Source organism: Pandoraea commovens, from assembly GCF_902459615.1.
Taxonomy (GTDB): Bacteria; Pseudomonadota; Gammaproteobacteria; order Burkholderiales; family Burkholderiaceae; genus Pandoraea; species Pandoraea commovens.
Genome location: NZ_CABPSA010000006.1, coordinates 48,726 through 63,755, shown reverse-complemented (window position 1 = coordinate 63,755; position 15,030 = coordinate 48,726). Strand labels below are relative to the sequence as shown.

Genomic DNA, 15,030 nt, shown 5'->3' with positions numbered 1-15,030 from the left:
GCCCGCACATTTATCGCGCATTAGCGCTTCGTCCTGCAGCCCTGTCACTGCATTGCTGCTGTCGTCGCCTCCCCCCGAATGCCGCCGCCAAGGGCGCGTTGCCATCGCGCATCGCCCCCTTTCTGCACTCCATGCCATTGGGAACCGGAGCACGATGAACAAGCACCTCTATCGTTTGGTCTGGCGGCATTGCCGCGTCGATGTCGTCCCCGCGCCGGAAACAGCGCATCAGAATGCGGGCGCGCCGGCGTCGCGTGTGCGTCGTGCAAGACGGTTCCCGATCCTTCGAGCGGCAGTTCCCTCGATGTCGCTCACGCGCGTATGCCTTGCCTGCATCGTGGTACTCGGCGCGTTGGCACCAGCGACGTCCTGGGCGACCTGCACGACAGCAGGCAATATCGTGACGTGTAGCGGCGCCGCGAATCCGCTCGCACCGTCCTATTCGAATGCCGCGAGCAACTTGCAGGTCACCGTCAACAGCAGCGCCGGTGTCGGTGTGTTGCTCGGCGTGGGCGGCACGGCGTTGTCGCTCACGGGGAGCAACGTCACGCTCGTGAACGGCGGCACCATCGACCCATCGCTGCTGGGCGGCATCGGGCTACTCGCATCGGGCACCGTGATCGGCAACGGCACTGCCGGTGGCAGTACGCAGACCGTGACGAACAACGCGATCATGCGAGGCACTGTGGGAGTGTTGGGCGTCAATCTGCCAGGGCTGACGGGTTTGGCGCTAACAGTGCAGAACGCCACTGGCGGCACCACGACCCTCAACAACAGCGGCACGTTGGGAGCCACGCCTATCCTCGGGGTCACGCTCACGGGGAACGGCAGCGCACCGGTGGTGGTGGCGTATGGGGGCGCGGGCGTCAACTTCTCCAACACGGGGACCATTCTCGGACGCGTCGCCTTTCAGCCCAACGGCACGACGGGCACAGGCAATACGTTCAGCAATGAGGGCACGCTAAGCGGCAGTGTCTCGCTCGGCGCGAACAGCAACAACACGTTCACGGCAGTCACCGGCTCCACGTTCAACGACGGCGGCAGTACCGGCATTGGCGCGCTTCCCGTCGTCGGCTTCAACCTGGGCTTCGCGGCGGCGGGCGTGATCGACGGAGGCGCAGGAGGCACCAACGCGCTGGTGCTTCGCAACTCCGCCAACAACGCGACCACGACGGGCACCGGCACGCTGAACGGCGCGAGCTACGTGAACTTCACGAGCGCCACCGTGAATGGCGGCACGTGGACGTTCACCGGTCCGCTGGCCGTCACATCGACGACGCTCAACGGTGGTCTCGCCGTTTTTGATAACGCAGGCAGTTTCGGCACCGGCTCGCTCACGGTCAACGGCGGGGCCATGCAAGCGGCCAGTGCGGGACTAACGATTGCCTTGCCAACGACGCTGGGCACCAACGGCCTCTCTGTCTCAGGGACCAACCCGCTGACGTTGGGCGGGGTCGTCAGCGGTACCGGCAGCGTGTCGCTGGGCGGCACGGGAAGCCTCTCGCTCTCAGGCATCAACACCTACTCCGGAGGGACATTTCTCTCCAGCGGCACGCTCGTCGCGGGCAGCAGCACAGCGCTTGGGAGCGGCACGGTTCAGGTATCGGGCACCACCGGAGTACTCGACGCCAGCGCACCGGTGTCGCTCGCCAATACGATTGCCATCGGTGGCGGCAGTACGTTGATGCTCGGCGGCAGCACGGCGCTCACGCTGTCAGGTCTGATCGGCGGTAGCGGGAGCCTGGCCAAACAGGGCGCGCAGACCGTCACGCTGACAGGGGCCAATACGTTCAGCGGGGGTGTCAATGTCGTGGCGGGAACGCTGGCGTTGTCGGGCGCAGGCAGCTTGCAGATCGGCGGTACCCCGCTTGCGCTTTCCGGGGCCGGTGCCGTCTTCGATATGTCGGCGGCGAACGGCGACAGAACCGTCTCGGGATTGTCCGGCGTCGGCAACACGCAAATCGCGCTCGGCGCCAACAATCTGACGCTCGGCAGTAGCGCGAACAGCACGTTCGCTGGTGCCATCGGCGGCACGGGCGGCATCGTGAAGACGAATGCCAACACGCAGACGCTGAGCGGCGTGAACACCTTTACCGGCGGCACCCGAATCAACGCGGGTGGTATTACGCTCGGGGCCGGTGGTTCACTCGCCAGCACCGGTGCGGTGTCTCTGCTCGGCGGCGGTACCACGTTCGACATCAGTCAGGCGTCGGCGCAAACCATCGGCGCGCTGTCGGGCATCGCCAACACGTCGGTCGCACTCGGCAACAACGCGCTGACGTTTGGCGACGCGACCAATCAGACGTTCGCCGGTGCGTTCACGGGCAGTGGCGGGAGCCTCGTCAAGCAAGGCACAGGTGTCGTGACGCTGACCGGCACAAGCACTGCCGGGGGCGGGATCAATGTGCGTGCAGGCACGTTGACGCTTCAGGGGGCTGCCTTCGCCAACGCCACCCCGCTCGCGTTGACAGGCAGCACAGCGACGCTGGATCTCTCCACCGCCGCGAACATGACGTTCGGCGCGCTCTCCGGCGTAACCGGATCGACGGTCCTCATCGGCAATCAGACGCTCACTGTCGGAGACGCCGGAAACACGACATTCGGTGGCTCGATTTCCGGGACCGGTGGCCTTGTCAAGCAAGGCACGGGGTCGCTGCTGCTCTCCGGCGCGCAGACGTTTACGGGCGGCATCGACGTCGCAGCGGGACGTCTCGCACTTCAGGGGAATAATGCGCTGGCGGGCAGTAACGTCGTCACGCTCGCCGACGGTGCGACGTTCGACATCGGCGGCGCGGGGCCGGTCGCCATCGGCTCACTGATCGGCACAGCCAATAGCCAGGTCACACTGGGCAGCAACACGCTCACACTCGGCGATGCGGCGAGCCAGACGTTCGCAGGTAGCCTCGGCGGTACGGGCGGCATCGTCAAACAAGGCACCGGCACGCAAACACTGACCGGACAGAATGCCTTCACCGGTCAGATCACCATCAATCAGGGAACGCTCGCCCTTGGCGGCACGGGCACGCTGTCGGCGAATCCGGTCAGCATCGCGGGCGGTGCGGCACTCGATATCAGCGCCGGTGAAAATCAGACGATCAGCGCGCTGTCGGGTGCGGTCGGCAGCACGATCAATCTGGGCGACAACACGCTCTCCTTCGGTGACAACACCAACCAGACCTTTGCGGGCACGCTGACCGGCACCGGTGGCGGCATCGTCAAGTTCGGGACAGGCACGCAAACCATCACCGCCCAACAAACGTTTACGGGCAGCGTCGTCGTAGGCGGCGGTTCGCTTGTGATCGGTGCGGGGGGCGGATTGTCGGCGCAGAACGCGGTGACGCTCGGCGATAGCTCCACATCGCTGGACATCAGCGCCGCCGGTTCGCAGACCATCGGCTCACTCAGCGGCGGCACCGCGCAGGTGCAGTTGGGTGCGAACACGCTGACCTTCGGCGACAACACGGGGGAGACGTTCAACGGCAGCATTCACGGCACAGGGGGGCTTATCAAACAAGGCGGGGGCGTGCAGACGCTTGGCGGTGCGAGCGACTTCTCCGGCGGCGTGACGGTCAACGCTGGCGGGCTGCAGCTGGGCAACGGGAACGCGCTCGGCACGGGAGCGCTCACGCTTGCCGACCAGACCACACTCGACACGACGCAAGCGCTGACGCTCGCTAACAACATCACGCTCGGCGGCACGTCTGCGGTGCTTGGTAGCGCGGATCTGACACTGACGGGTGCTGTGACGGGAAATGGCGCCCTTCAGAAGGCGGGGGCTGCGACGCTCACGCTCGCAGGCGCGGGAGGATGGACGGGAGGCACCACCATCAACGACGGGGTGCTCGCACTCGGCGGTAGCGGCTCGCTGGCGTCGCAAGGCGCTGTCGTGCTGGGCGGCCCGACAGCAACGTTCGACGTTAGCGGCGCGGCCGCGCCGCTAACCATCGGCGCGTTATCGGGCACCGGCGGAACACTCGCGCTTGGCGCCACCATGCTGACCTTCGGTGACGCCACCGACCAGACACTCGCCGCCACGATCACCGGCACGGGCGGGCTCGTCAAACAGGGCGCGGGCAAACAAACAATCACCGCAACGCAAATGTATATGGGTCCCATCGCCATCGCCGACGGAACGCTGGCACTGGGGGGCGGCGCAGCGCTTCAAGGGGGTAACGCGCTCTGGCTCAGAGGCGCTAACAGCGTATTCGATATCAGCAATGGCGCCGCCTCGACCCTCGGCGCTCTCAGCGGCGTGACCGGCAGTGCCATCTCGCTGGGTGCGCAAACGCTGACGTTGACCAATTTCCATGACGCGACATACAGCGGCGCGATTCACGGCACAGGCGCGCTCGTCTTCTCAGGCTCCAGTGTCCAGACACTCTCGGGTGCCAGCGATTTCTCCGGCGGCGTGCGTGTCGGTTCTGGCGGACTGGTCGTCGGCAACGACCTCGCGCTGGGCACGGGGGCAGCGACATTCGGAAACAACGTAACGCTCGACAGCACGCAAGCTGTCACCCTCGGCAACAGCGCCACACTGCTCGGCACGCTGACCGTCCTAGGCAGTCACGACCTCACGCTCAATGGCGCGCTGTCGGGAAGCGGTGGCATCACCAAGTTGGGCGGCGCAACGCTCACGCTGGGCGGCAACAACACGTATGCGGGCGCGACGGCGATCAATGCGGGCATGCTGGCGCTCGGGGCCGGTGCGTCGCTCAATGCCACGGGCAGCGTGAGCGTCGCCGGCGGTGCAACGCTCGATCTTTCAGCAGGCAACGGCACGCAAGTAATCGGTGCAATCGACGGTGCAGGCACTGTGAACATCGGTGCACTGGTCACCGAAATTGGCGGAGCGGGCAACGATACGTTCAGCGGCGGACTCACCGGCACGGGATCGGTCGTCAAGATCGGCGCGGGCACCGAAACGCTCACAGGACAAAACAGCTACACAGGCGGCACCGTCATTCAGGCGGGCACGCTGGCCCTCGGCGGCGCAGGCACGCTCGCTACGAATGGTGCCGTCACCCTTTCCAACGCAGGATCGACGTTCGACATCTCGGGGGCCAATGGACCGCTCACCATCGGCGGGCTCTCCGCCGATGCGGGCACGCAGATTCGATTGGGGATCAACACGCTCACGTTCGGCGATGCAACAACGCATACCGTCGCAGCGGTCATCAGCGGTGCAGGCAATCTCGTCAAACAAGGCAGCGGCGCGACGACACTGCTCGGCACACAGCTGTACACCGGCACCACCACAATTACCAACGGCACACTCGCGCTCGGCGCCGGGGCCAGCCTCGCGCCGGGCGCGTCCGTGTCACTCACCGGGACGGGGGCAGTGCTCGACCTCAGCGCGGCGGGGAATCAATCGCTGGGACATCTGTACGGCACCGGTGGCAGCGTCGTGCTGGGCGGCGGCAGTTCGCTGACGGTCGGCAACAACGATAACGACACGCTCGCCAGTGCCATCTCCGGGACCGGCGCGCTGATCATGGACGGCAGCGGCAGGCTCACGCTCGGTGCGCAGAACACGTTCACGGGGAACGTCAGCGTGAATAACGGCACGCTCGCACTGGATGCCAATGGCACGCTGTCGAATGCGAACAATGTGACGGTCGCGTCCGGTGCGACATTCGATGTGAGCGCCGCCACGACGCCCGTCATCGGTGCGCTCAGCGGAATCGCTGGCAGCACCGTCGACTTCGGCACGCAGACGCTCACGCTGGGCAGCACCAACAACGCCATTTTCAGCGGCGCGCTCAATGGCACGGGCGGCCTCATCAAGCAAGGCAGTGGCACACAGACGCTGAACGGTAGCGTCGCGTTGACGAGCGATGTCCGCATCGACGCGGGAACGCTGGCGCTGAGCAACGGCACGCAGCTCGGCGGCAAGAGCGCCAATCTCAACGGCGCGACGGCCGTCCTCGATCTCTCCACGGGTCCCAATCAGACCGCTGCGACGGTGAGCGGTGTCGCAGGCAGCGCCCTCAATCTCGGCGGCACGACGCTGACGCTTGCGGACGCTGCGGGCAGCGCACTGGCGTCCGACATTCACGGCGCAGGCGGCAGTCTCGTGAAGCTCGGTAGCGGCGTTCAGACGCTCTCGGGGAATAGCGATTTCACTGGCGGCGTCGACGTTCAGGCAGGTGGCATTTCAGTGGGTAGTAATACGGCGTTGGGTACGGGCACAGTGAACTTCTCCGACGGGACATCGATCGACGCCACGCAAGCCAGCACGCTCGGCAATCAGATCACCCTCGGTGGCAATCTCACCGTCGTCGGCACGAACGACCTCACGCTTAACGGTGCGATCAGCGGCGCAGGTGGCATCACGAAGAACGGCGCGGCCACGCTCACCCTCAACGGTCAGAACACGTACGCCGGGGCGACCCACGTCAACGCCGGGACGCTCGCACTCGGCGCAGGCGCGAGTCTGAATGCGGCGGGCGTCGTCGATGTGCAGACCGGCGCGACCTTCGATCTGTCGGCGGGCAACGGCACGCAAACGTTCGGTGCACTCACCGGTGGCGGCAACGTCAACATGGGCAGCAATACGCTGGAGGTCGGCGCGAGCGGGCTGAACGAGACGTACAGCGGCGGCGTGATGGGCACCGGCAGTCTGGTGAAGGTCGGGACCGGCGTCGAGACGATGACCGGCTCGAATACCTTCACTGGCGGCACGGTCGTGCAGGCCGGGACGCTGGCACTCGGCGGTGCGGGAACGCTATCCTCCAACGGCACAGTCACGCTACAGAACGCGGGCGCAACGCTCGACATTTCCGGCGCAAACGGCAATCGCGCGATCGGCGCGCTGACGGCACAGGCGGGCACCAACGTCACACTCGGGAGCAATACGCTGGCATTCGGCGATGCGTCGAGCCACACCGTGAGCGGTACGATCAGCGGCACGGGCGGCATCGTCAAGCAAGGCAGCGGCACGCAAACACTCCTCGGTCAGCAACAGTTCACCGGCACGACCACCGTCGCAGACGGCACGCTCGCGCTCGGCGCGACCGGTCGACTGGCCAGTGGGGCGAACGTTGCGATCACAGGCGCGAATGCGACGTTCGATATCGCGGCGGCCGGTAATCAAACACTCGCGACACTTGCAGGCACCGGCGGCACTGTGAACGTTGGCGGCAATACGCTGACCTTCGGCGATGCCACCCATCAGACGCTTGGCGCAGGTATCGCGGGCACCGGCGGCATCGTCAAAGCCGGTGCAGGCACGCAGACGTTGACGGGACAGAGCACGTTCACCGGTGGTATCGACGTGGCGGGCGGCACGCTGGCGCTCGGGGCGGGTGGCGCGCTTGGCGGGGCGAACGACGTCACGCTTGCGGGTGGCACCGCGCTCGATCTCTCCGGCGCGACGACACCGGTCACTGTCCGGGGACTCGATGGTGCCGCCAACACCACGGTCTCGCTCGGCGGGCAATCGCTCACGCTGGGTGGTGCCGCGAACAACGCTTTCGACGGCAGCATCACCGGTACCGGCGGCATCACAAAGCAAGGGAGCGGCACGGTAACGCTCGGCGGAAACAATACGTTCTCAGGACAAACGACAGTGTCCGGCGGCACGTTGAAGTTGGGCGCGTCCGGGCGGCTCGGCAACACTTCGGGCATCTCGCTTGGCAACGCAGGGTCTACGCTCGACGCATCCGCCACGACGGCACCGCTCGTGCTCGCGACGCTCAACGGCGGCACCGGCACGCAGGTCATTCTCGGCAGCGGTGGGCTCACGACCGGCGACACCGGCAATCACGTCTTTGACGGCACGCTGTCCGGCGCGGGCGGGCTGGTCAAGAGCGGGAGTGGTTCGCTGTCGCTGGGGGCAGCCAACACATTCACCGGCGGCACGACGTTGAACGCAGGCACGCTGACCGTCGGCAACAGAGCGTCGCTCGGCACCGGCGGCCTTGCCGTGAACGGTAGTGGCGCACTCAACGCAAGTGCGCCAGCGACGCTCGCGAACGGCATCACACTCAACAACGGATCGACACTGTCCGTCGGCGGCACCGCTGCGCTGACGCTTGGCGGGAGCATTTCCGGTAACGGCGGCTTGTCGTTGAACAACCCGCAGGGCGTCACACTCGGCGGCGCGAACACCTTCACGGGCGGCACGACAGTGAATGGCGGCGGCGTCACGCTCACGTCGCCCGGTGGGTTAGGCACCGGCGGGCTGACCGTCGCACAGGGCAGCGTGACGACACAAGGCGTCAACGTCACACTGCCGTCGCTGAACGGCACGACACAGGGCGGACTCACGATTAACGGCGGTTCGGTATCGGTGGCGACGGGCAATTTCCCCGGCAGCGTTTCCGGCACGGGCGGTCTCACGAAGACCGGTGGCGGCACGCTCACGCTGGGCGCGCAAAATCCGTTGACGGGACCGACCACCGTCGCGGGCGGCACGCTAGGTATCGGTGGACTGCCCAACTCGCCGGTCACCGTCCAGACAGGAGCCACGCTGACGACACCTGCACCGGTCAGCGCCGGTGGCTCGGGTGCGGGCGCGCAGACCGGACCGCTGACAGGCGCAAGCGGAAGTCAGATCGTCATCAGTGCGCCAGGGTCGACGCTCAGTGTCGGTGGCAACCTCACGCTGGCGCCGAGTTCGACGTTGCAGGTCAACGCGGCCCCGGGCACAGCGCCGAGTCAGGTCAGCACCACCGGGAGCGCCACGGTCGGCGGCAGCAATCTCGTCGTCAACGCGGCACCGGGGACACAACCGGCAGATGCATCGGGGGCCGTCGTCGTATCGGCGACGGGCGGCGTCTCCGGGCAATTCGCATCGACGTCCACCAACCTCCTCTACCTCACGCCACAGGTCAGCTACACGCCGACCTCCGTGTTGCTGACGTTCGCGCCGAACGGTACGCCCCTGCCCGCCGGTGCCGTCACGCCGAATCAGCGCGCGGTAGCCGCCGCGGTCGCATCGCTGGGCACCGGCAGTGCGCTCTATCAGGCCGCGCTCGGTCTGACGGCCGCCACCGCGCCCGCTGCGTTCGAAAGTCTCGACGGGAGTCTGCATGCGTCAGTGGCGTCGATGCTGCTGGGTCAGTCGCAGATTGCACGCGACGCGGTCTCGCAGCGACTCCGCGACAGTCTCTCGCTCGCACTGGAGTGCAATACAGCAGCATCGGGCGACGAACGTGCGGGCAACCGCATGACGTCACCGGATCAGCGCGACGATTGCCGTTCACAACCGCGCGCGACACAGGCATGGGCATCCGTCTACGGCAACGACGGGCAGATGCGTAACCGCTCTGTCGCCGATGGCGGCTCGGGGGCTGCGACACTGCATCGCCGTGGCATGGGCATGCTCGTCGGGGTGGACGCGCCCTTTGCCGACGCATGGCGCGCGGGCATGTTCGGCGGACTGGGGCACAGCACGTTCAACACAGGTGCCAGCGCGTCGGGCAACAGCAACGATGCGCAGATCGGCGCATATGTGAATCGGCGCTTCGGACGTCTGGGTGCCACGGTCGGCGGCGCATACGGCTGGCAGCAGATCAGCACGCAACGCGCCATCGCCATCGGTCCTGTCGCACAGACAGCACGGGCGAAATACGACGCTGCCGTATGGCAGGTGTTCGGCGAGGCGGCGTGGCGTCTCGATGCCGGGCGCGTCGTCGAGCCCTTCGCGAACGTGGCTTACACACGCGTGCGCACCGACGCGTTCGACGAATCCGGCAGCATTGCCGGACTCCATGCCGACGAACAGTCGCACGGCATCACGTTCTCCACCGTAGGCCTGCGCGGTGAGATCCCCTTCGCCACAGGGACCGGGCTTGCGGCATCGGGACGCTTACGACTGTCAGCCGGGTGGCGTCATGCCTACGGCGCGAACGCCCCGGACATGCAACTGGCGTTCTCGGGGACGTCTGCGGCCTTCACCGTGGGCGGCGTGCCGATTGCCCGTGACGCAGCGGTCGTGAGCGCCGGTATCGATGCCTTCGTCAGCGATGCCGTCACGCTCGGCGTGAGCTATACGGGTCAGTTTGGCGGCAAGGTCAGCGACAACTCGGTGTACGGCAACGTCAATTGGCGCTTCTGATGTGTCCTGTCGTGGGGACTCGCCTCTAACGACCGCCTCCGGTAAGCTCCGAAGTATTGCGCGCCCGCTCAGCGCGAGCTGCGCGCGCTCACTCGATCACTACCGGAGGCCGTCCCCCATGCCGTCCTACAACATTCGCTTCAAGCGCGTCTACGACGCCCCCGACGCTGCCGACGGCCAGCGTGTTCTCGCCGACCGCCTCTGGCCGCGCGGGTTGGCCAAGGTCAAGGCGCACATCGACTTCTGGGCAAAGGACGTCACGCCGAGTACACCGCTGCGCAAGTGGTTTCACGAGCATCCCGAGGCGTTCGCGGAGTTCCGCACTCGCTTCCTCGAAGAGCTTTCGACATTGGATGCAGATCACAACGCGATGCTCGCCGAGTTGCGCAAGCGTCTGACCGAAGGTCCGGTCACATTACTCACGGCCGCACATCGACTGGAAGACGACGAAGCGCATACGCACCTTGACGTCCTCCGTGACTTTCTTGAGTCGCATTAACGACTTACGAAGTTCATCAGATAAAACGTGATATCGCCCTACAGCACGGCATTCCGCTGTTTGAAACGACGCATCGCGCTATCACCTCGTCCGAAACCCGCATGACGCCTCGCTTCCCCTCTCAACGGGACGAGCAGCACCGGAATTTGCTATAACCGCAGAAAGCGTCATCTGCTTCAACGTCTGCGCTTTACCCCGGTACCCCCCGTGCTGCACCTCTTGCCGTACCTCGTTCGCTTACTCTCGTTGCCGCGACGGCAACGCCATGCCTCATGCTTGTTCCACTGATAGTTGCCTGCGCGCTGTTCATGGAGAACATGGATTCCACCGTGTTGTCCACCTCCTTGCCGTTGATCGCGAAAGATCTCGGCGAGAGCCCGATCACGCTCAAGCTCGCCCTCACGACGTACCTCATCAGCCTCGCGGTCTTCATTCCGGTCAGCGGATGGATCGCCGATCGCTTCGGCACGCGTAACGTCTTTCGCACCGCCATCGGCGTGTTCGTCGTCAGCTCCATCTGCTGTGGCATCTCGACCAACTTGCCGGAGCTGGTGATTGCACGCTTCGTGCAGGGCATGGGCGGCGCGATGATGGTACCCGTGGGGCGACTCGCACTGCTCAAGTCCGTGGAGAAGCGCGACATGGTGCGCGCGCTCAACTACCTCACGATCCCGGCGCTGGTCGGCCCGGTGCTCGGTCCGCCGCTCGGCGGCTTCATCACGACGTACTGGCACTGGCGCTGGATCTTCTTCATCAACATCCCCATCGGCGTGCTCGGTTTCATCCTCGCGACGAAATACATCCCCGATCTGTATGAAGACGAAGTGCCGCCGCTCGACGTCAAGGGCTTCCTGCTCTCGGGTTTCGGGTTATCGATTCTGATGCTCGGCCTGTCGACCATCGGCCGGCATCTGATTCCGACGCCGCTCGCCCTCGGGCTGGTCGCCGTCGGCGCTACGCTGATCGTCGCGTATCTGCGTCATGCGAAAGGGATTGCGCATCCGTTGTTGCGACTCGATCTGTTTCGCATCCCCACGTTCCGCGCGGGTGTCGGTGGCGGCACGCTGTTTCGCATCGGCGTCGGCGCGACACCGTTTCTCTTGCCGCTGATGCTGCAACTCGGCTTCGGCATGACGCCGCTGGAGTCGGGCGCACTGACGTTCATTTCCGCCGCCGGTGCGATGTTCATGAAGACGCTCTCTCTGCGCATTCTTCAGCGCTGGGGGTTCCGTCGCGTACTGATGACGAATGCGGTCATTGCGGCCGCGACCATCGGAGGGTATGGACTCTTTACCGACCAGACCTCGCACCTGGTGATTCTCGGCACGCTGCTGTTCGGCGGTTGCTTCCGCTCGCTGCAATTCACGAGTCTGAATGCGATTTCCTACGCCGACGTGCCGGGGCATCGCATGAGTCAGGCCACGAGCCTCGCCAGCGTCGCACAACAGGTGTCGCTCACGCTCGGGATTACGATTGGTGCGGCAGTGTTGCAGACGTCGTCGTGGCTGCATGGGCGCGACCATGTGACGAACGTCGACTTCCCGTGGGCGTTTCTCGTCGTCGGCCTGATCGCCGTGAGCTCGACGATTTCGATTGCGCGGCTTTCGCGCGATGCGGGCAGCGAACTGGCACAGCGCACCTGATACGTTTCGCGCGCGATAAAAAAGCCCGAGACTACGCGTCCCGGGCTTTTGCGTTTGTGCGATGTGCCGCTTCTGGCGACACGGACTTCATAGACGCAACTTCAACGCCCTGATCCGCAGCAACGCCATCATGCTGATCACTGCCGCGCCCATCAGGTAGAAACTCGGCGCGAGTTTGCTACCGGTGACCTGTATCAGCCAGGTGATGATGAAGGGGGCGAAGCCGCCGAAGATCGTGACCGCCAGGTTGTAAGCGATCGACATACCCGTCGTACGGGTTTGCGTCGGGAACAGCTCACTGAGCAGTGCAGGCATGCCGCCGTAGTACGCCACGCTCACCAGCCCGATACCGATCTGCATGGCCATCATGGTGCCGAACGTGGCATGAGGTCGAGCACGTAAAACGCCGGCCAGGACAGCAGCAGGAACACCACGGCGGCACCGAGCATCATGCCCGTGCGCCCGTGCTTGTCCGACAGGTGCCCCACGATCGGCGCGCCCACTGTCTGAATCACGCCGGTGGCGATGATGGCCGTGAAAACCGTCGAAGCCGAAACACCGAGCTGCTTGACAGCATACGTCGGCATGAACAGGATCAGGTAGGCCGAAACCGTGGCGAGCACGACGACGCCGATGGCGAGCAACAGGCGTTCCTTCTGGCTCGAGAACGTATCGGCCAGCGGCGATTGCGTGGTCTCGGCCGCCACGAACTCGGGCGTCTCGTCCATGTGCGTGCGGATGTAATACGCCACCGGGCCGATCGTCAGGCCGAACAGGAACGGGATACGCCATCCCCAGCTTTGCATCTGGGCATCGCTCAGACTGCTCGTGAGCACGGCCCCGAAGACCGATGCCAGCAAGGTCGTCATGCCCTGACTCGACGACTGCCAGCTCGCGTAGAAGCCTCGGCGCGACGGCGCTTGTTCCGCGAGATACGCTGTGGCACTGCCATACTCCCCACCAGCTGAAAAGCCCTGGATCATCCGCGCGAGAACCAGACCGATCGGCGCAAGCACGCCAATGGAAGCGTAGGTCGGCATCAGGCCGATGATGAGTGTGCCGGCCATCATCAACGTGATCGACAACGTGAGTGCGGCCTTTCGGCCAGCCTTGTCGGCATAAACGCCGAGCACGATCGCGCCGAGCGGACGCATGAAGAACGACACGCCAAACGTGCCCAGCGTGAGCAGCAACGACACGGTCGAGTCGCCCGCCGGAAAAAACAGCCTGGAGATCGTGACGGCGAAAAAGCCGTAGACGACAAGGTCGAACCATTCGAGGGCATTGCCGATGGTGGCGGCCGCGATGACCCGCCACGCAGGCGTGGCGGGCTTCGCATCGGCCGACATTGCGAGAGACGCATTGTTCATTGCGATTCCTTGAAGTGCAGAAGACTTGCCGAATCGAGGGTGACGCGACACCCGCGAGATGCCGCGCCGACCCGATAGATCATCAACCACGCGAGATGATGCGTGACGACGCACGCGCACCCGGAAGCGGGCGCAGCATCACGTCGTTGACAGCCCGCAAAGCGCCTGAAGCACAGCGACCCGGCTTTGGCCGAGCACCATGCCCTTCCACACGTCGTGATCGCAATAGAACGCGTCGCGCACGCGCCGACGCAACGCCGTTGCAACGTCGGTCGGCGCGTCCGGATGCGCGCGCAGCCAGGCTTCGCCACGCAGCGCGCCGACGACAGCCTCGAACGGCTGCGTGCCGTACTCCATCGCCATCAGGGTCGGGCGCGATTCGGGGCAGCACGTGTAGATCGTCGAGGCAAGCTGCCCCGTCACGTCCACCGACGCCGACGTGCCTGCAAACGGCACCGCGATGTCCGCGCCCCACCATTGCCGCGCGCGATCGACTTCCTGCTCGTTGCGCCGACCTGCAAAGATCTTCTCGCCGTGTCCCTGCGGCCCGAGTCCGGTGTGGTAATCGATCCAACCGATGTCCGCGAAGCTCGCGGCCTGCGTGCGCAGGACATGCGAGACAGTCTGCAGCGAACGGCTTTGTGCCTGACCTCCGTAGAACAGGCCACTGGCGTGCGTGTATTGCCCGCTGGAAACCGCGTTGCGGAAACGTTGTACGCCGTGGCGTTCTATGTACTCGGCGATGGCGCGCTCGTTCTGCGGCGTGGGCGGCCATTCAGACGGCACGAGCCAGTCGTGGACATCGCCATAGTCGGCGTTGACCGGCAGCGGTTGCGCGCCGAAGGCCTGCGCGTTGCGATTCAGGTCGATGTTGTCTTCGTTGGTACGACTGCCCCACGAGAAACCATACGGATTGACCGCGTGGATCAGCAGCAGGGCCACACCGGCCTCGGCCGCTCGTGCAAGCATCGGCGCGTCGTCAAGCAACGCCACCTGGCAACCTGAGCCGCAATGCCCCTCGGCGCCGTGCGTGGCCGACGTCAGGATCAGCAGGCGGCGGGCGTTCGGCGGCGCGATCATCGCCACGTCGGTCGACAAGGCTTCGCCCTGCGCGCCAGTGGCGTCGACCGGGTACGAATCGATCCGGTCGGTGTGCCGTCGTGCTGCGCTCAGAAAACGCTCGCGCGCCTCGGCGTAGGTCGAAGAAAAGTAACGCTCGGTGTCTTGCGATGTCGTCATCCCCATCCTCCTTGCCCGCACACCGGCCTGGCCGGTGCAGGTATCGGTTGTTGTAGTGACTCGTCTGCGTCGCCGTACTGTGCCACCGGAGAGGGCGCCACGTTAAACGTCGGCAGACGGGTTACGGGGATCTTATCGCTGCGCCCCTATACCCAAAAGATAAGAAATATATTCCTGATATCAGCATTTCTTATCGCACGAGGCGGGTGAATCAACAGG

Annotated in this window: 4 protein-coding genes and 1 pseudogene; 3 read left to right on the top strand and 2 right to left on the bottom strand. The window is 65.2% G+C overall.

Annotated elements, in window-relative coordinates:
• The first annotated feature begins 304 nt into the window (after positions 1–304).
• The 3 genes from PCO31010_RS17445 to PCO31010_RS17435 all read left to right on the top strand — a co-directional run bounded on the left by PCO31010_RS17445 (position 305) and on the right by PCO31010_RS17435 (position 12,202).
• On the top strand, positions 305–10,060 hold the full coding sequence (locus PCO31010_RS17445) for an autotransporter-associated beta strand repeat-containing protein (protein WP_174984885.1): 9,756 nt from the start codon (positions 305–307) through the stop codon (positions 10,058–10,060).
• A 118-nt stretch (positions 10,061–10,178) separates the two neighbouring features.
• Positions 10,179–10,559 (top strand): DUF488 domain-containing protein, encoded by a 381-nt coding sequence (locus tag PCO31010_RS17440; RefSeq protein WP_150665368.1) that lies wholly within the window; start codon positions 10,179–10,181, stop codon positions 10,557–10,559.
• Positions 10,560–10,831: 272 nt separating this feature from the next.
• Positions 10,832–12,202, top strand: a complete 1,371-nt coding sequence (locus tag PCO31010_RS17435; RefSeq protein ID WP_150665367.1) for a DHA2 family efflux MFS transporter permease subunit — start codon at positions 10,832–10,834, stop codon at positions 12,200–12,202.
• Between the two features lie 87 nt (positions 12,203–12,289).
• On the opposite strand, the pseudogene PCO31010_RS17430 reads toward PCO31010_RS17435, so the two are convergent.
• Positions 12,290–13,572, bottom strand: a pseudogene (locus tag PCO31010_RS17430) (MFS transporter).
• Between the two features lie 138 nt (positions 13,573–13,710).
• Complete coding sequence (locus tag PCO31010_RS17425) at positions 13,711–14,811, bottom strand: M14 family metallopeptidase (RefSeq protein ID WP_150665366.1); 1,101 nt, start codon at positions 14,809–14,811, stop codon at positions 13,711–13,713.
• Positions 14,812–15,030: the final 219 nt, after the last annotated feature.

Bases quoted from the DNA above. Each gene is read 5' to 3' on its own strand.
- PCO31010_RS17445 (WP_174984885.1), top strand. From the start codon at position 305: ATGTCGCTCACGCGCGTATGCCTTGCCTGCATCGTGGTACTCGGCGCG.
- PCO31010_RS17440 (WP_150665368.1), top strand. From the start codon at position 10,179: ATGCCGTCCTACAACATTCGCTTCAAGCGCGTCTACGACGCCCCCGAC.
- PCO31010_RS17435 (WP_150665367.1), top strand. From the start codon at position 10,832: ATGCTTGTTCCACTGATAGTTGCCTGCGCGCTGTTCATGGAGAACATG.
- PCO31010_RS17425 (WP_150665366.1), bottom strand. From the start codon at position 14,811: ATGACGACATCGCAAGACACCGAGCGTTACTTTTCTTCGACCTACGCC.